Genomic DNA, 17,169 nt, shown 5'->3' on the forward strand with positions numbered 1-17,169 from the left:
TCAGGCCGTCTGTTCGGCCACGGCCAGGCCGCTCAGCGCATCCACCACATCGTTGATAGTGCGGATGTTCTTGAACACTTCCGGCTGCAGACGCTTGCCGGTCAGCTGCTTCAGTTGCACAGCCAGGTCGACGGCGTCGATGCTGTCGATGTCCAGGTCCGCGTACAGATTCGATTCCGGCTTCAGTTCCGCCGCATCCAGTTCAAACATTTCAGCCAGCAGCTTGACGACCCATTGCTGCATCTCGTCGCGGCTCATTTGGTTCAGATCTACCATTTCCCGTTTCCTCTTACTTCTTGCCCTGGCTTTCAACCAGGGCTGCCAGTGCGCGTACCGATGCAAAGTGACGACGCGTATCGGCCGAATCGGCCGACAAAGAAATCCCGTAGCGCTTTTGCAGCGCCACGCCCAGTTCCAGCGCATCGATGGAATCCAGGCCAAGGCCTTCGACAAACAGCGGAGCTTCGTTGTCGATATCGTCAGGCGCGATATCCTCCAGCTGAAGCACTTCAATAATCAGTTCCTTGACTTCCTGTTCAAACATGGCCTTGAGACTTCCCCGTAAAATAATGTTGCAGATATTCTGTGAGCTGGCGCGCCGCTAATACCTCGCTCGCGCCATTGCCGATAAAGCTCCCGATCGGCAGGTCTTCCTGTACTTCGATGCGGAAGCGCACCACGCGCGGCGGCACCTTCCACCATTTTTCGCCTTTGCCCAGCGTGGCCGGCTGGCAGCCGATCACCACCGGCGTGATGTCGCGCGCGCCGCGCACGGCGATATTGGCCGCGCCGCGTTTCATGCTGATCACGCCATCGCGGCCCGTGCGCGTGCCTTCCGGGAAGATGATCAGGTTATTGCCCCGCTCCAAAGAAGCGATGCAGTCATCCACCAGTTCCACCCCGCCGTGGTTGGCGATATAGCCGGCCGCCAGGATCGGTCCCCGCATGAAGGGGTTGTTCCATAAATCGGCCTTGACGATGCAGTCGGCATTCTTGACGAAGGCCATCAGGAACACCGTATCGATCAGGGTCGGATGGTTCGCCAGGATCAGCAGGCCGCCGCGCTCCAGCTTCTCCATGCCGGACAGCTCGTAGCGCAGCACGCCCAGCGCCTGCATCATCTCCACATACACCCGAAAGCTGGCGCGTATCACGCCGCGCGACAGCGCTACGCGCCGCGCCGGATCGCGCACCAGCAATTGCAGCACGGGGAAAACCATCACCCGCAGCAGCAGGCCGCCAATGCCGAACAGTGCAAAACTCAGGCCGGTGGCAAATACGCGCCAGCAGCGCCCCAGGCGCTCAGACATCGCGCTGCCAGCGCCAGCGTCGGCGCTCTGCCTGCCGCGTCAATTCCGTTTGCCGCGCCAGGAAAAAGCGCAGCACATCGAGTTCGCCCGGGCCTTGCTCAGTAACGGCGCGCGCGGCCTCCGGCGCGGCGCAGCCTTCCCACGACAGGCGCAAGCCACCTGCGGCAGCAGGCGCCATCAGCCAGGCAAAGGCAAACGGCTGCTCGTCGCAATCGGCAAATGCGCCAAACACCTCGGGCAAAGGACAATCGGCCGCCACCAGCAGCACCTGCGGCGCGCCGTCGGCCAGCAGGCCGCAGGCTTCGATCACCGCATGCTCCAGCGAGCTGGCGCCGGCGGCCAGCGCCACGTGATTGGCACGCTCGCTGCGGGCAATGGAAAACAGTCCGGCCGTGGCGTTATGCACCGCCATGCCGAAAGCCGTCGGCGACAGCGTTTCGCCCTGCGCCAATTGGCCCAGCAGCTCCACCGCGCGCGCCACGTCGCCATGGCGCGAACTGAAGACCATGGGAATGCCGCGCTGTTCGCCCAGGCAGGCGTAGGCCGCCTCCAGCGCCATCTTGCCCAGCGGCGCGGCACGGCGGCGCAGCATGGGCGGCATCGCGCGCACGGCCGGTTCGGCCGCGCCCTCTATGCGAAATGGGGACGCGCTCCAGTCCAGCCACGCCTCAGGCGAGCATAGACCCGGCGCCCATGCGGCATGCGCCGCAATGGAAAAAGAAACTGACTGAACACGCATCAGTGTTGACGATCCCGAAATATTTTTATATGCCTTACTTATTTACCAACAGGCAAATTTAGTCTGCAAAATTATAATCGAAGGGATGTCGGTTGACTAAGAGAAATATACGCAAAACAATGGCAATTCTTATGAAAATTACCGACAAATCTCACCAATTATCACGAAATTGCCGAGATTTAGTTAATATTGATAGTTTTACCCTGCAAAAATAGCAAGCAAAGCCAGCAGGCCCTTAAGCTCGCGTAAAGGTGATCGACTAATTTTTACTACCTATAATTACATTTGAAAATATGGAATTTTCATGGACCGCAGCGCCCGGCGCCGCGGTCCATCCATCAGAAAACCCAAAGGCGGTCGGCCGGCATCTGCAGCCAATAACTCCCCGGCTGCAGGCGGTATTTGCTGTGGGCGCGCAGGGCGATTTCGCCCGCCGCGCTCTTGAACAGGCATTCCCAGCGGTCGCCCAGATACATGCAGGTGGACAGGCCCAGTTGCAGGGCATTGTCCACCGGCGTGCTGCTGACGCGCACATCCTCGACCCGGATCAACGGCGCGATTTCGCTGCCGCTGTTGGCGCCGCGCGCCGTGGCCTGCAACACCACGCCACCCACTTCGATGCGCACCGCGCTGCCCTCGCGCTGCAGCAGCTTGGCGGGCAGGCGATTGTTACTGCCCATGAATTCAGCCGTGAACAGGGTGTCCGGCGTTTCATACATGCTTTGCGGCGTGCCTTGCTGCTCGATCTTGCCGTTATTGAGCAGCAGGATACGGTCGGAAATCGCCATCGCCTCGTCCTGGTCGTGCGTCACCATCAGGGCCGAGAGGCCAAGGCGCACAATCAGCTCGCGCAGGAAGGCGCGCGCCTCCTCGCGCAGCTTGGCGTCCAGATTCGACAGCGGCTCGTCGAGCAGGATCACGGGCGGGTTGTAGACCAGGGCGCGCGCGATCGCCACGCGCTGCTGCTGGCCGCCGGACAGCTGGTGCGGATAGCGCTCGCCCAGGTGGCCCAGGCCCAATTGCTTAAGCACCTCGCCCACGCGCTGGGCGATTTCCGCGCTGGCCATGCGGCGCAGCTTCAAGCCGTAGGCCACGTTCTCGGCCACGGTCTTGTGCGGCCACAGCGCATAGGACTGGAACACCAGGCCCAGATTGCGCTGCTCGGCCGGCATCTCGTAATTGCGCGCGCCGTCGAAGACGCGGCGCTCGCCGATATCGATGCAGCCCAGCTTCGGGCTTTCCAGTCCGGCCACGGCGCGCAGCAAGGTGGTCTTGCCGCTGCCCGAGGGACCGAGCAAGGCCACTACCTCGCCCTTGTGCAGGTGCATGGAGACGCCCTTCAGGATGGGATTCGCATGCGCGCCGCTGCCGTAGTCCAGATGCAGGTCGCTGACGGTCAGTTCATTCATAATCAGATCTCGTTTCATGATTGTTCGCTCAGTTGTGCAGCTTGACGCCGAAGCGTAGCGCGATACCCAGGCCGATGGCGACCAGCGTAATATTGATGAAGGAAAGAGCCGCCACCAGATCGGTGGAACCGCCCGCCCACAGCGACACCAGCATAGCGCCGATCACTTCGGTGCCGGGCGACAGCAGATACACGCCGGTGGAGTATTCGCGTTCGAAGATCAGGAAAATCATCAGCCAGGCGCCCAGCAAGCCGTATTTGATGAGCGGCAGCGTGACGTCGCGCGTCACCTGGCCACGACGGGCGCCGACCGCGCGCGCCGCTTCTTCCAGTTCGGGGCCGACCTGCAGCAGCGCGGTGGAGATCAGGCGCATGCCGTAAGCCATCCACACCACCGAGTAAGCCAGCCAGACGGCGAAGATGGTGGAGCGCAGCGAACGCAGGGCCGGAATCAGGTGCTCGCTGAGCCAGAGCGCCAGGCCGTTGTCCATGCCCTTGAACATGCCATCCAGCCAGCTTGGCACGAACAGGAAGACCCACAGGAAGGACAGGCCGGCCAGCAGGCCAGGCACGGCGCGCGGCACCAGCACGCTGTAATCGAGCAGGCGCGCCACCAGATCCTGCTTGCGGTGCATGGCCAGCGCGATAAAGCTGTAGCACAGCACGGCCAGACCACCGCCGATCACGCCGATCAGGATGGTGTTGACGATGCCGCGTATCAGCGCGGGCTGCTCGAAGATATCGCGGAAGTGCTGCAGGGTCAGCACATCGGCCAGCTTCACGCCCTCGCCCCAGTACTGCACGAAGGAGCGCAGCGCGATGCCGGAAATCGGCAGGATGATGGTGAACAGCAGCCAGGCCGCCAGCAGGGCGAAGGCCAGCCACTTCCACTGCCCCAGCGGCATGGCCTTGCTGCGCGCGCCCTTGCCCTTGATCGACACGTATTTATTGGCCGACTTCAGCAGGCGGCGCTGCAGCATCACCAGCGGCAGCGTCACCATCACCAAACAGACGGCGACGGCGGCCATCAGGTGGTAGGACGGCGTGCCAAGCTTGTTGGTCAGCTTGTACAGATAGGTGGGCAGCACCAGATGGCCCTCCGGGTCGCCCAGCACCAGCACCAGGCCGAAGACCTCGAAGCCGAGGAAGAACACCAGCACGCCGGCATAAGCCAGTGCCGGCATGATCATCGGCAGCGAAACGTTGAACATCACCTGCAGCGGCGAAGCGCCCGCCACGCGCGCCGCCTCTTCCACGTCCGAGCCCAGGCTTTTCAGCGCCGAGGAGGCGTACAGATACACATGCGGCACGTGGGTCAGGCCCGCGATCACGACGATGCTGGTGAAAGAGTAGATATTCCAGGGAATGAAGCCGAGCAGCTCCTTGGCCCAAGTGGAATAGAAACCCACCGGTCCCATCGCCACCACATAGCCGAAGCCCATCACCATGGGCGAAACGAAGATCGGCACCAGCAGCATGGGCGCGATCCAGCTGCGGCCCGGCAGATCGGTGCGCACCATGAGGAAGGCCAGCATGCCGCCCAATGGCACGGCGATCAGGGCCAGGCCGGTGGCCAGCATCAGGCCATTCTTGAAGGCCATGATGAAGTCGGGATCGTCGAAGATGAAGCGGTAAGCTTCCAGTCCCAGCTCCTTGCCCGGCATGAAGAAAGGCGCGGAGAGGAAGCTCTGGTAAAAGATCAGGAACAGCGGCACGAAGATGGCGAGCGCGGTCAGCGCCGCCACCAGGCCGCGCGGCCAGTTCAGATTGAGTATGGGCGGCTTGCCCAGGCTTGCGGTATGCATGGCGGATTCCCCGGTGTCGGACTGCGATTACTTCTTGCCTGCGGTTTCTTTCCACTGCTTGAGGAAAGCCATGCGCTTGGCCGGGCCAAGGAATTGCAGCAGGATGGGGTGCACCGGCACCGGCTTCACATTGTCCTTGCCGATCTGCTTGATCAGCTCAGCCGAGGTGGCTTCTCCCGTGACGTCGGCGCGGATGGCGTACAGCCGGGAATCGTTGGCGATCACGGTCTGGCCGCGATGCGAGAGCATATAGTCCAGCCACAGCTTGGCAGCGTTCACATTCTTCGCGCCCTTGTTGATGAAGACCACGCGCGACATCACCAGGGTGTAATCCTTGGGCAGTACCACGCCGATCGAAGGGTCGTTCTTGGCGCGCACCAGCGCGTAGGAGCCCAGCACGTTGTAGCCGATCAGGTTTTCGCCGGAGGAGATGCGCTCCATCATGGTGCCGGTCGAGGATTGCACGCGCACCTTGGCCGCACCGAAGGCATTCGCCAAGTCGATGTACTTGCCGAACTCGCGCGCATCCTGGGTCATGAACATGAAGCCGACGCCGGATTTTTCGATATCGTAGGTCGTGACCTTGTCCTTGAACTTGGGCTGCTGGATCAGCTTGACGAAGTCGGCGTGGTTCTGCGGCACTTCCTTGGCATCGACCAGGCGCTTGTTGTAGACGATGGCGGCCGGCTCGAAGGTCGTGCCATAAGCCTGGTCGTCCCATACCGACCAGCCGGGAACCTTGGGCGCTTCCACCGATTTGTATTTCAGCGCGTAACCGTCCGAGGCCAGGCGCATCTGCAAGTCCATGGCCGAGGACCACATCACGTCGGCCGTATTGCCGCCCGCCGCCACTTCCGAGATGAAGCGGTTGTACACCTCGGTGGAATTCATATCGTTGTATTCGACCGTGATGCCGGGATAGAGGGCGTTGAAATCCTTGATCAGCGGCTGCGTAGCCTTGCTGTCGGTGGCGCCATAAACCACCAGCTTGCCCTCTTTCTTGGCCGCGTCGATGATTTTCTGGTAGTCGGCCGGATAGCCGGCCGGCGCCTGGGCCAGGGCCGCGCCCGCGAACAGAAAGGCTGCGGTGGCGATGGCGGTTTGCTTGAACATGCTTGTCTCCTCTGGTTTTATATAGATCAGCGCATCAGGCCAAACTGGCTGGCGCGCTTGCCGTAGTCGTCCACGGCTTTTTTCACGTAATCGCTGAGCGCCTGTCCGGTCAGGCTGAAGGGATAGAGGCCGGAAGCGGCGCGCTGTTGCGCGTATTCGGGGCTGGCCATCATGGTGTCGAAGCGGGCGACCCAGTGGCGGTAATCGGCTTCCGCCACCTGTGGTCCCATCCAGACGCCACGGATCACCGGCCACACCAGGTCGTAACCCTGCTCGCGCGCGGTTGGCGCGGCGGCCAAGGCGCCAGGCAGGCGCTGTTCCGACAGCACGGCCAGCACGCGGATGCCCTTGCCCTGCAGGCTCGCTTCGGAAGCGTCGCCCGACACCACCTGCACATAATTGGCCTGCATGGCGGTGAAAGCTTCGCCGCCGCCTTCCAGCGCCACAAAGCGCAGGCTCTTGGGATCGATGCCGGCGGCGCGGCCCAGCATTGCGACCTTGAGCCAGTCCTGACTTCCGATGGTGCCGCTGACGCCGATCAGCACCTTCTGCGGATGCTTTTTCAGCGCGGCCAACAGCTCGGCCAGCGTCTTGTATGGCGAGTCCGCGCGCACGGCGATCATGCCGTAGTCCGCGCCCAGCGCGGCAACCCAGCGCACATCGTCCGCCTTGGCCTTGCCGAACTTGCCCTGGGCCAGATTCAGCAAAGAGCCGCCGGAAAATGCCACCAGGGTGTCCGGCTCGGCGCGCCGCTGCGACACCAGCGAGTGCCAGGCCACGGCGCCGATGCCGCCCGGCAGATAGCTGATGCGCATGGGCTTTTGTTCCTGCTCCGGCAGCAGTTGCAGCCCCTTGCGCGCCAGCTTGCAGGTCAGGTCCATCGCGCCGCCCGGCTTGGACGGCACGATGCACTCCACACCCGCAGCGTGGGCGGCGCCGGCCACCAGCAAGCCGGCGGTGGCGATAGCGGCGATGGCAGCTTTGCTCATGGCTTAGAAGCGGTGCTGGATGCCCAGTATCAGGCCGCGCTGGCTATCGCCGAAACCGGCATCGTCGCGCGACAGGCCGACCAGTTGGCCGTGCTTGGACTTGGCGTAGGCCAGCGTGGCATACAGGTCGGTGCGCTTGGAGGCGGCATAGCGGTAGCGCGCCACATACATGATCGGATCGGCGTCCTTGCCGGCGGCAACGTTCTTCACATCGACATAGTAGATGGCGCCTGTCAGCGTGACGTTCTCCACCGGCTTGTAAGCCAGGCCGGTCCAATAGGTCGTGGCTTTCACGTCGGGCGTGGCGGCCTTGCCGGACTCGCTGCGGTAATTGCGGCCGGCCAGTGTGAATTTGAACGGACCGGTTTCATAATTGCCGCCCAGGTGGTAGACCGTGGTTTCATCGCGGCGGCCGGTGGCGGCCACGGTGCTGCCGTTGACCTTCTCCCAGGTCGCCATCAGGCCCAGGCCATTGGCGCTGTAGCTGACGGCGCTGGCGATCTTGGCGCCGTCGCGGGCGCTGCCGGTCTGCTCGCCGAAGCCGTAAGAAACCCCGTATTTGAATGCACCCGTGCTGCCGGAGTACTTGACCATATTGTCAAAGCCGGTGGTCATGCCGTATTTGCTGGGGCCAGTGGCGTTGCCGGTCGTCGCCCAGGAATAGAAAGGCGCGAAGCCCATCGGGTCGAACTGGATCACGGTGTCATAGACACTGGTGAAGGAGCGGCCCAGCACAATGCGGCCGTAACGCCCTTCCACGCCGACATTGGCCTGGCGCCGGAACAGCGTGCCGTCCATGGCACCGGTATCCATCAGGATGCCGCCTTCCAATTGGAACACGGCTTTCAGGCCGCCGCCCAGATCTTCCGTGCCGCGCAAGCCCCAGCGCGAAGTGTTCATGCCGCCCGAGCTGACGCGGGTCATGGCGCCGCCGCCCGGTTTCGCATCGGACGCGTAATCGACGCCGGTATCGAGCAGGCCGTAGATCTGTACATTCGATTGCGCATGCGCGCCGCCGCTGAGCGCGGCCGCAGCCGCCAGCACGGCCAAGGTGATGGAAGTTCTTTTCACAAGCTGTCTCCTGGATTATAGTTTTCTAAGGTGCCCTGCTGCATTGGCACGATGCCACTATAAAATCGTCTACCTTTCAAAAGGCTTTCATGCGTATCCTGTTGGTTGAAGACCACACCGAACTGCAACACTGGCTGGCCAAAGCCTTGCGCGACGCCCACCTCAGCGTGGAATGCGCCGACAACGGCGCCGATGCCGACGCCCTGCTGCATACGCAGGAATACGCGCTGCTCATCCTCGATCTGACGCTGCCGAAAATGGATGGGCTGGAAGTGCTCAAGCGCCTGCGCGCCCGTGGTGGCGCGCGCGGCAAGACGCCGGTGCTGATCCTGACCGCGCGCGGCGGCCTGGAAGACCGGGTGCAGGGATTGAATCTGGGCGCCGACGATTATCTGGCCAAGCCCTTCGAACTGGCCGAGCTGGAAGCGCGCGTGAAAGCGCTGCTGCGCCGCAGCCAGGGCAGCGAAGCCCTGGTCTATCAATGCGGGCAGCTCAGCTTCGACACCGTCACGCGCATGTTCAGCTACTTCGGCACGGCGCTGAACCTGACGCCGCGCGAACATGCGGTGCTGGAGACGCTGATCACGCGCAGCGGCCGCGCCGTCTCCAAGGAAAAACTGTTTGACGAAGTGTTCTCGCTGGCCGACGACGCCAATCTGGATGCGATCGAACTGTATATCCACCGCGTGCGCAAGAAGCTCGAAAGGCCGGAGGATGGCGCGGCGGCGATCACCACGCTGCGCGGCATCGGCTACCTGCTCCAACCACGCAACGCGACCGCCTGAATGGGCGCACTGGCCGCACTGCTGCGCGGGAAGGCGGGAGCACCGCAGGCGCTGGGCAGCTTGCGCGGCCAGCTGCTGCGCTGGCTGCTGCTGCCGCTGATCCTGCTGGAAGCCTTGAACGCGGTATCGGTCTACCGCAACGCGCTCGACGCAGCCGATATGGCTTACGACCGCTCACTGCTGGCCTCCACACGGGCGCTGGCGGAACGGGTTTCCATCGTCGGCGGCAAGGTAGTGGCCGATGTGCCGTATGTGGCGCTCGACAGCTTCGAGACCGACACCCTGGGCCGCATCTACTACAAGGTAACGGGCATACGCGGCGAGACCGTGTCCGGCTATGCCGACCTGCCGCCGGTGCCGCCGAACGTGCCGCGTTCGGAAAATTATCCGGCGCTGGTGCGCTTCTATCACGCCGACTACAACGGCCAGCCTATCCGCATCGCCGCCCTGCTGCAGCCGGTGTATGACGACACCATGCGCGGCATCGCCCTGATTCAGGTCGGCGAAACGCTCGATGCGCGGCGCGGCCTGTCCAACCAGATCCTGTTCGACACCCTGCTGTGGCAGGCCATCGTCCTGGCTGCCGCCGCCCTGCTGGTGTGGTTCGCCGTGCGCCTGGTGCTGCGGCCGCTGATGCGGCTGAAGATCGCGGTCGAGTCGCGCGAGGTGTCCGACCTGTCCGATCTCGATCCCGCCCTGGTGCATAAGGAGGTGCGGCCTTTGGTGGCGGCCATGAACGCCTCGATGACGCGCATCCAGAATCTGATCGCCGGCCAGCGCCGCTTCATCGCCGACGCCTCGCACCAGCTGCGCACGCCGCTGACGGTGCTGAAAACCCAGGCCGAGCTGGCGCAGCGCGAACTGGAACGCGAAAAGAATGGCGGCGATCAAGCCACGCTGCGCGAAATCGTGCGCAGTATCGCCGGCACCACCGATTCCACCGTCCACCTGGCGAACCGCCTGCTGATGCTGGCGCGCATAGAACATAGCGGCGGCGCTGCGCCTGAGCCGGTTGCCTTGCGCGCCATGGTGCAGCAGGTGGCGCTGGAATTCGCGCTGAGCGCCGTCAACCGCCGCATCGACCTGGCGCTGGAAGGCGAGCAGGAGGCCACCGTGCAGGGGCAAGCCCTATTGCTGCACGAGCTGGTAGCCAATCTGGTCGACAACGCCTTGCGCTACACGCCGCCCGGCGGCCAGGTCACGCTGCGCGTGCGCCAGGATGATGGCGGCGCGGTGCTGGAGGTGGAGGATAGCGGTCCCGGCATTCCCCCCGCCGAAAGAGAGAAAGTGTTCTCGCCCTTCTACCGCGCCAGCGCCGCGCTGGAAACGAATCCCGGCGGCGCGGGCCTCGGCCTGGCCATCGTGCGCGACATCGCCGACCTGCACCGCGCCAGCCTGGAGCTGGACGACGCGGCTTCCGGCAGCGGCCTGCTTATCCGCCTGCGCTTCCCGGCGCACTGAGAGCGGTTCCGTCCTTCAGCGACAGACTGGCGGCGAGCACGCTGCCCTCGCCACCGCTATGCAGTTCAAAGCATCCATCGAACGCCGCCACGCGTTCGCGCATGCCGACGATGCCGATGCCCTCGGCCTGTTGCGACGGATCGAAGCCACGGCCATTGTCGCGCACCTCGATATGCAGACTGCCTCCGCGCAGTGCCAGCGTCACCGTGGCGCGGCTGGCCTGCGCATGCTTGACGACATTCGACAGTGCTTCCTGGATGATGCGGTACGCGGAAATCGCCATCGCACCATCGAGCCGAGAAAAGTCGCCCTCGGCCGCGAAGCTGAATCGACAGGATGGATGCGTCTCGTCATAATGGCGCACCATTTCCTCGGCGGCGCCCTGCAGGCCCAGCATGTCCAGCATCTCGGGCCGCAGGCGGCGCACCAGGGTGCGGCCGCTGTTGTACAGGCCCAGCGCCAGCTTCGTGATCGACTGCGCCTTGCTTTCGATAAGCGCCAGACGCGGACTGGCCGCCTGCGCCGCCGCCTCCGCATCGGCCAGTTCCTGCCGCGCCAGTCCGGCAATGCCCTGGGCCTCCAGCCGCACCGCGATCAAGGTCGCGTTCAATTCATCGTGGATTTCCAGCGCGATGCTTTTGCGCTCCTCCTCCACCGCGCTATTCACCCGGCGGATCAGGCGGCGCTTCTCCGCGTCTGCCTCGCGCAAGGCGCTTAACGAAGCCTGCAGCGAAGCATCGAAGCCCTGCGCCATGCGCGCCGCCAGCAGGCCACAGACCAGCAAGCCGGCCACGGCCACCAGCAGCTCCAGGTAAAAACGGCTTTCCTGCCGCTCCAGCAGGCGCGTGGGCGACATCGTAACCCGCACATAGCCGATGGTTTCGACCGAACGTCCCGGCAGCGCGGGCGTGGCCGCGCGCAAGTCCGGCATGCTGACCCAGACCAGGCGTTTGAGCACCGCAGCTTCATACAGGCGCATTTCCGGCTGGCCGCCGGCGCGCCCCTCGACGCGCAGCAGCTCCTTGTGTCCCGCGTCGAACAAGGCCACGCGATAGATGCTGGCGTCGGACTGCACCACGCCTTCCAGCGTCTGGCGCAGCTCCGCGTAACGGCCCGTGCCAAGACCCACCTCGCTGCCGTCGGCCAGCACGCGCGCCAGCAGCAGGCCGCGTTCGGCCAGCTCGGCGCGCACCTCGTTCTGGCGCGACTGGTAGCTGTACCACACCAGAGTCAGGCACATAGCCGTTACCGGCAGCACGGTGATCAGCAGCAGGCGGGTACGGGTGCTCCAACGCATCCAGAAGCGGGCGCGCAAGACGGAGAAGCCCGCCATCTCAGGCCTGGATCAGGCCATGGCGCACCGCCAGCCGCGTGATATCGGCCGCCCGGTGCACGCCCAGCTTTTCCTTGATGGCCTGGCTGGTATTGCTGATGGTCTTGCTCGATACGTCCAGACGCTCGGCGATTTCGGTATTGGTCAGTCCCTCTGCCATCATGGTGAAAATCTCCAGCGAGCGCTCGTCGAGCTGCGATTGCGGCGATTGGTCGCCGCTGACCGAGAGCGTAGCCAGGCGTTCGGCGATACGCGGCATGAAATACAGCTCACCCTGGTGCGCGCGCTGCACGGCGGCCGCCAGTTCGGCGGGATCGCAATCCTTGGTGATGAAGGCGCGCGCGCCGATGCGGTAAGCCTCGCGGATCATGCTGTCCTGGTCGAACTGGGTCAGGAAAACGATGCGCGCGCCGGCATCGGCGGCCAGCAATTGGCGCGCCACATCCAGGCCGGTCAGCTCGGCGCCGAAGCGGATATCCAGCACTGCCACGTCGGGTTGCTGCTCATCGTACTGCTCCAGCGCTTCCTGCGGCGAGCGCGCCTGCGCCACCACCTCGATGCCCTGTTCGGACAGGGACAAGGCGAAACCCGTCATCACGACCGGATGGTCGTCCGCCAGCAATACCCGCACGGCTGCGTTTTTCTTCTTCATCTTCCACCTAAAGGAAATTGGATTTCTATCTAAAGGAAGATTATCCCACCATCACAACGCCAACAAAACCCCTTTTCAATTACCATTTACTGGAATAATATTCTTCCACGCACTAGCAATTCAATCTTCCATTAACAACCAAGGAGTCCGGCATGAGCTATTCCCTCCAGCAGCCGCGCAATAAAAACAGCGCCATCGCCATCGCCCTTTTGCACCTGGCCGCCTTCGGCTTTCTGCTGCAGAACAACACCATCCGCCTGCCCCGGACACCGCCCGGCATCGTCAACCTGGTGGAGACGCACAAGGAAGAACCGAAGCTGCCGGAACCGCCACCCGAAACGCAGGATCTGCGCCGGCCACCAGCGCCGGTAGCGCCGCCCCTGCTCGACAACATCATCCCTTCCACCGAGCCGACCATCCGCACCCGCCCCACCGACGACGCGCCGCCGCCGGAGAGCGGCACGCGCAGCGGCGCCGCGACGGACGCGCCGCCAACCGCCAGGGAGACGCCACATGCACCGCTGCGCGTGGCCGCCGTGGTCGACGCCAGCGCCTGCGCCAAGCCCGAGTACCCGCCCAAGGCGCTGCGCAACGGCGACGCCGGCACCGTCATGCTGGCTTTCCTGATCGGCGTGGACGGCAAGGTGAAAGAGGCGCGCATCGAGAAATCGAGCGGCTCGCGCGAATTGGACCGTGCCGCCCAGGCCGGGCTGGGCCTGTGCCGCTTCAAGCCGGGCACGGTGGACGGGGTGGCCCAGGAATCCTGGACCCGCATGCAGTACGTGTGGAACCTGGACGAGTAGGCCTTGCGGCCGGCGCCCGCCAATCGGACGCCGGACTTCCCCCGACTTGTCTAAGATGGCCGGGTTAACGCTTCCAAGCCCGCCATCTTCATGTTCACGAAACTCTCGTTTCGCCAATTGCTGCTGGGCGCCTTCCTGCTGATAGCCCTATTGCTGAGCGCCACCTCGATACACGCCCTGCTGACGCTGGACCGGCTGGCCGCGCACAGCCGCGCCATGGGGCAGGATGCGCTGGCCCTGAGCGCCAGCGCCCAGCGCCTGGCCGAGCGCAGCATCGCCATGGAGCGCAGCGCGCGCCAATTCCTGGTGCTCGACGACGCCGCCTTCCGCGAACGCTATGTCGAAGCCTGGCGCGATGCCCGCCTCGCCCTCGACGCGCTCGCCGCCGGCCTGCCCGGCGACGCGGCGCCCGCCTTTGCCGAGTGGCGCCAGCACGGCGAAGCGGCATGGGCCGTGCTGCAAACGGCCAAGGGACGGCGCGGCACGCGCCAGCAGATCCTGAACCAGGCCCTGGCCCGCCTGCCCGTCCTGAACGACACGCTGGCCGACGAGGTCAAACGCGAAGTCGAGCGCCGCAACGGCCTGCTGCTGGCCGAGCTGGAACAGCGCCGCAATGTGCTGACCGGACAGGTGCTGTTCTCCATCGCGCTGGCGGCGGCCCTGGCCCTGGGCTTTGGCATGTGGCTGTCGCGCCCCCTGCGCCAGATCGAAAGCGCCATCGGCCAACTGGGCGGGCGGCGCTACGACCTGCCGGTCGAGGTGCAGGGACCGGACGACCTGCAGCACCTGGGCCGCCACCTGGACTGGCTGCGCCAGCGCCTGGCCGGGCTGGAGGCCGACAAGGAACGCTTCCTGCGCCATATCTCGCACGAGCTGAAAACCCCGCTGGCGGCGCTGGTGGAAGGCGTCTCCCTGCTGGAAGACCAGGTGGCCGGCCCCTTGACGCCGAACCAGCGCGAAATCGCCGCCATCCTGCGCCAGAACACCGGTTCGCTGCAAAACCAGATCGAAGACCTGCTGCGCTACAACGCCGCCACCTTCGACGCCCAGCATCTGCGCCGCACCAGCACCGATATGGCGGCCCTGGTGTCGCGCGTGGTGGACAGCCAGCGCCTGCAATGGCAGGCGCAAGGCGTCAGCGTGGCGCTGGAAGGCGCGCCCCCGCCCATCGCCGTCGATGCCGACAAGCTGGCCGTGGTCATCGGCAACCTGCTGTCGAACGCCGTGCGTTTCAGCCCGCGCGGCGGCACGGTGCGTTTTACGCTGGCCGAGCATGGCGGCCGCCTGCACCTGGACTGCATGGACCAGGGCGCCGGCGTGGCGCCATCCGACGCCGAACATATTTTCGAGCCCTTCTATCAGGGCGAACGCCAGCCGCAGGGCGCGCGCCGCGGCAATGGCATTGGCCTGTCCATCGTGCGCGAGTACATCGCGGCGCACGGTGGCAGCTTGCAACTCCTGCCCTCCCTGCAAGGAGCGCACTTCCATCTCGAACTGCCTTATGACGACTAAACTCCGCACCATTGCGCATGCGCCGTCCGGCCGCTGGCTAGGCCTGCTGCCGCTTTGCCTGTCGCTGTTGAGCGCCTGCGCCTACCATCCACGCCCGCAGCCGTCGGCCATGCCGGCCCTGCCGGCCGTCGCGCCGCAGGCGCAAGCCATGCTGCCGGTGGCGCCGCCAGACGAGGTGGCGCCGCTGCTGGCCTATCACCAGTCGCTGCGGCGCATGACCCAGGGCGAACTGCTGAAGGAATTGAGCGGCATCAGCCTGCAGCAGAAAACGCCCAAGCTCGCGCTGCAGACCGGCATGATCCTGATGCTCACACGCGGCGGCGGCGACCTGGCGCGCGCCCAGTCCCTGTTCGACAGCGTGGCCGGCGCCGGCGAGGCCGAAGCCTTGACGCTCAAGCCGCTGGCCCAGCTCATGTCCAGCCATTGCGCCGAGGCGCGCCGCCTGTCCGAACAGAACGAGAAGCTGCAGGTGCAATTGAAGGACAACCAGCGCAAGACCGAGCAACTCAACGATACGCTGGAAGCGCTGAAAGCCATCGAGCGCGGCCTGCCGGTACGGCCTTCCGCCGGCACCAGTTCGGGTGGCGGGAGCAAGGGATGAGCGCCATGGAACACGGAGCACGCCTGCTGCTGGTGGACGACGACACCGACCTGCTGCGTCTTTTATCGATGCGCCTGTCGGCCAACGGCTACCGCGTGACGGGCGTGGACAGCGCCGAAGCGGCGCTGGCGCGGCTGTCGATCGAGCTGCCCTCGCTGGTCATCAGCGATGTCCGCCTGCCAGGACGCGACGGCATGGCGCTGTTCCAGCAGATCCGCCAGCAGTATCCGGCCCTGCCGGTGATCCTGCTCACCGCCCACGGCACCATTCCGGACGCGGTAGAAGCGACCACGCTGGGCGCCAGCGCCTATCTGACCAAGCCTTTCGACGCCAAGGTGCTGCTGGAGCGCATCGAGCAGGCCCTGAGCCTGAGCGCGCCGCCCGCCACGCCCGCCTCCAGTGACGAAAGCTGGCGCGAGGAGATCGTCAGCCGCAGCCAGTCCATGGCCGAACTACTGGCCGAAGCGCGCCTGGTGGCCGCCTCCGACGCCAGCGTGCTGATACGCGGCGAGAGCGGCACCGGCAAGGAGCTGCTGGCGCGCGCCATCCACCGCGCCAGCCGGCGCGCCGCCGCGCCCTTCATCGCCGTCAACTGCGGCGCGATTCCCGAACAGCTGCTCGAATCCGAATTGTTCGGCCATGTGAAAGGCGCCTACACCGGCGCGGTCGCCAGTCGCGAAGGCCTGGTGCAGGCGGCCGACGGCGGCACCCTCTTCCTCGACGAGATCGGCGATATGCCGCTGCTGCTGCAAGTGAAGCTGCTGCGCGTGCTGCAGGAGCGCGTGGTGCGCCAGCTCGGCTCCGACGCGGGGCGGCCGGTCGATGTGCGCATCCTGTCGGCCACCCACCGCGACCTGGATGCGGCCATGCTCGAAGGCCAGTTCCGTGAGGATCTGTATTACCGCTTGAACGTGATCACCCTGACCCTGCCGCCGCTGGCGCAGCGGCGCGAGGATATCGGCCTGCTGGCGACGCGCTTCCTGCACGCGCTGGCCGCCAAGTATCAAAAATCGGTGAAAGGCTATGCGCCCGACGCGCTGGAAGCGTTGACGCGGGCATCCTGGCCCGGCAATGTGCGGCAACTATATAACGTGGTGGAACACGTCTGCGCGCTGGCGACAGCGCCGCTGGTGCCGCTGTCGCTGGTGCAGCGCGCCCTGCGCGTGCCCTCACTCGAAGTGCTCAGCTACACCGAGGCCAAGCAGCGCTTCGAGCGCAATTACCTGGTGCAGCTGCTCAAGCTGACCGACGGCAATGTCGCCGACGCCGCCCGCCTGGCCGAACGCAACCGCACGGAGTTCTACCGCCTGCTGCAGAAATACGACCTGAACGCCAGCCAATTCCGCAGCGAAAATACCGCTGTCGCCCCGGAGCGACAGGAATAACTCCCGCAATATCAAGCACTTAATCGCAGGACGGCGAAATCTGTCGCTGTATCACGACAGATTCACCGGGTTTTCCGGCCGGAATCCGGTGGCAAAATCAGGCCGCCATCTCAAACCCTTGATTTTGTTGAGATTTTTAAGGCTGGCACGCCCTTTGCTACATGAGCAGTAACGTCACACGGCGTTTTCATCAACTCAAAGG

17 protein-coding genes are annotated in these 17,169 nt (G+C 64.7%); 6 read left to right on the forward strand and 11 right to left on the reverse strand.

The window, feature by feature from the left end; all coding sequences use genetic code 11:
• The 9 genes from FHS03_RS09715 to FHS03_RS09755 form a co-directional block, all read right to left on the reverse strand.
• Entirely contained in the window at window positions 1-276 is a 276-nt protein-coding gene (locus FHS03_RS09715; protein WP_229426135.1) for an acyl carrier protein, read from the reverse strand.
• Window positions 277-289: 13 nt separating this feature from the next.
• Entirely contained in the window at window positions 290-544 is a 255-nt protein-coding gene (locus tag FHS03_RS09720; protein WP_050412155.1) for a phosphopantetheine-binding protein, read from the reverse strand.
• The gene (locus FHS03_RS09725) at window positions 537-1,310 is read right to left on the reverse strand and encodes a lysophospholipid acyltransferase family protein (protein WP_183440782.1); all 774 of its coding nucleotides are present in this window, start codon (window positions 1,308-1,310) and stop codon (window positions 537-539) included. The genes FHS03_RS09720 and FHS03_RS09725 overlap by 8 nt, the downstream gene beginning before the upstream one ends.
• The gene (locus FHS03_RS09730; protein WP_183440783.1) at window positions 1,303-2,049 is read right to left on the reverse strand and encodes a beta-ketoacyl synthase chain length factor; all 747 of its coding nucleotides are present in this window, start codon (window positions 2,047-2,049) and stop codon (window positions 1,303-1,305) included. Before FHS03_RS09730 ends, FHS03_RS09725 begins: the two co-directional genes overlap by 8 nt.
• Window positions 2,050-2,387: 338 nt before the next feature.
• Entirely contained in the window at window positions 2,388-3,458 is a 1,071-nt protein-coding gene (locus tag FHS03_RS09735; RefSeq protein ID WP_183440784.1) for an ABC transporter ATP-binding protein, read from the reverse strand.
• Between the two features lie 28 nt (window positions 3,459-3,486).
• Window positions 3,487-5,262: an ABC transporter permease gene (locus FHS03_RS09740; RefSeq protein ID WP_183440785.1), complete on the reverse strand. Its 1,776-nt coding sequence runs from the start codon at window positions 5,260-5,262 to the stop codon at window positions 3,487-3,489.
• 27 nt (window positions 5,263-5,289) lie between these two features.
• A complete protein-coding gene (locus FHS03_RS09745) occupies window positions 5,290-6,375 on the reverse strand; it encodes an ABC transporter substrate-binding protein (RefSeq protein ID WP_183440786.1) in 1,086 nt (361 codons plus the stop codon).
• Window positions 6,376-6,401: 26 nt separating this feature from the next.
• A complete protein-coding gene (locus FHS03_RS09750; protein WP_183440787.1) occupies window positions 6,402-7,364 on the reverse strand; it encodes a tripartite tricarboxylate transporter substrate binding protein in 963 nt (320 codons plus the stop codon).
• A gap of 3 nt (window positions 7,365-7,367) precedes the next feature.
• The gene (locus FHS03_RS09755; RefSeq protein ID WP_183440788.1) at window positions 7,368-8,435 is read right to left on the reverse strand and encodes a porin; all 1,068 of its coding nucleotides are present in this window, start codon (window positions 8,433-8,435) and stop codon (window positions 7,368-7,370) included.
• Between the two features lie 89 nt (window positions 8,436-8,524).
• On the opposite strand from FHS03_RS09755, the gene FHS03_RS09760 reads away from it, so the two are divergent.
• Complete coding sequence (locus FHS03_RS09760; RefSeq protein WP_183440789.1) at window positions 8,525-9,220, forward strand: response regulator; 696 nt, start codon at window positions 8,525-8,527, stop codon at window positions 9,218-9,220.
• Entirely contained in the window at window positions 9,221-10,681 is a 1,461-nt protein-coding gene (locus FHS03_RS09765; protein WP_183440790.1) for a sensor histidine kinase, read from the forward strand. It begins immediately after the preceding gene.
• Here the strand turns inward: FHS03_RS09765 and FHS03_RS09770 are convergent.
• Window positions 10,653-12,014, reverse strand: coding sequence for a sensor histidine kinase (locus FHS03_RS09770; protein ID WP_229426136.1), 1,362 nt, complete (start codon window positions 12,012-12,014; stop codon window positions 10,653-10,655). The two genes, FHS03_RS09765 and FHS03_RS09770, sit on opposite strands and share 29 nt — an antisense overlap.
• Before the next feature lies 1 nt (window position 12,015).
• Complete coding sequence (locus FHS03_RS09775; RefSeq protein ID WP_183440791.1) at window positions 12,016-12,666, reverse strand: response regulator transcription factor; 651 nt, start codon at window positions 12,664-12,666, stop codon at window positions 12,016-12,018.
• A 152-nt stretch (window positions 12,667-12,818) separates the two neighbouring features.
• On the opposite strand from FHS03_RS09775, the gene FHS03_RS09780 reads away from it, so the two are divergent.
• The 4 genes from FHS03_RS09780 (at window position 12,819) to FHS03_RS09795 (ending at window position 16,967) form a co-directional block, all read left to right on the forward strand.
• Window positions 12,819-13,469, forward strand: a complete 651-nt coding sequence (locus tag FHS03_RS09780) for an energy transducer TonB (protein WP_183440792.1) — start codon at window positions 12,819-12,821, stop codon at window positions 13,467-13,469.
• A 90-nt stretch (window positions 13,470-13,559) separates the two neighbouring features.
• Window positions 13,560-14,981, forward strand: a complete 1,422-nt coding sequence (locus FHS03_RS09785) for a HAMP domain-containing sensor histidine kinase (protein WP_183440793.1) — start codon at window positions 13,560-13,562, stop codon at window positions 14,979-14,981.
• Window positions 14,971-15,582 carry a hypothetical protein gene (locus FHS03_RS09790; protein WP_183440794.1) on the forward strand — a complete coding sequence of 204 codons (612 nt, stop codon included), beginning with the start codon at window positions 14,971-14,973 and terminating at the stop codon, window positions 15,580-15,582. The genes FHS03_RS09785 and FHS03_RS09790 overlap by 11 nt, the downstream gene beginning before the upstream one ends.
• On the forward strand, window positions 15,579-16,967 hold the full coding sequence (locus FHS03_RS09795) for a sigma 54-interacting transcriptional regulator (RefSeq protein ID WP_307729536.1): 1,389 nt from the start codon (window positions 15,579-15,581) through the stop codon (window positions 16,965-16,967). Before FHS03_RS09790 ends, FHS03_RS09795 begins: the two co-directional genes overlap by 4 nt.
• The last annotated feature ends 202 nt before the right edge of the window (window positions 16,968-17,169 follow it).

It is taken from the genome of Pseudoduganella violacea (genome assembly GCF_014191875.1).
Lineage (GTDB): Bacteria > Pseudomonadota > Gammaproteobacteria > Burkholderiales > Burkholderiaceae_D > Rugamonas > Rugamonas violacea_A.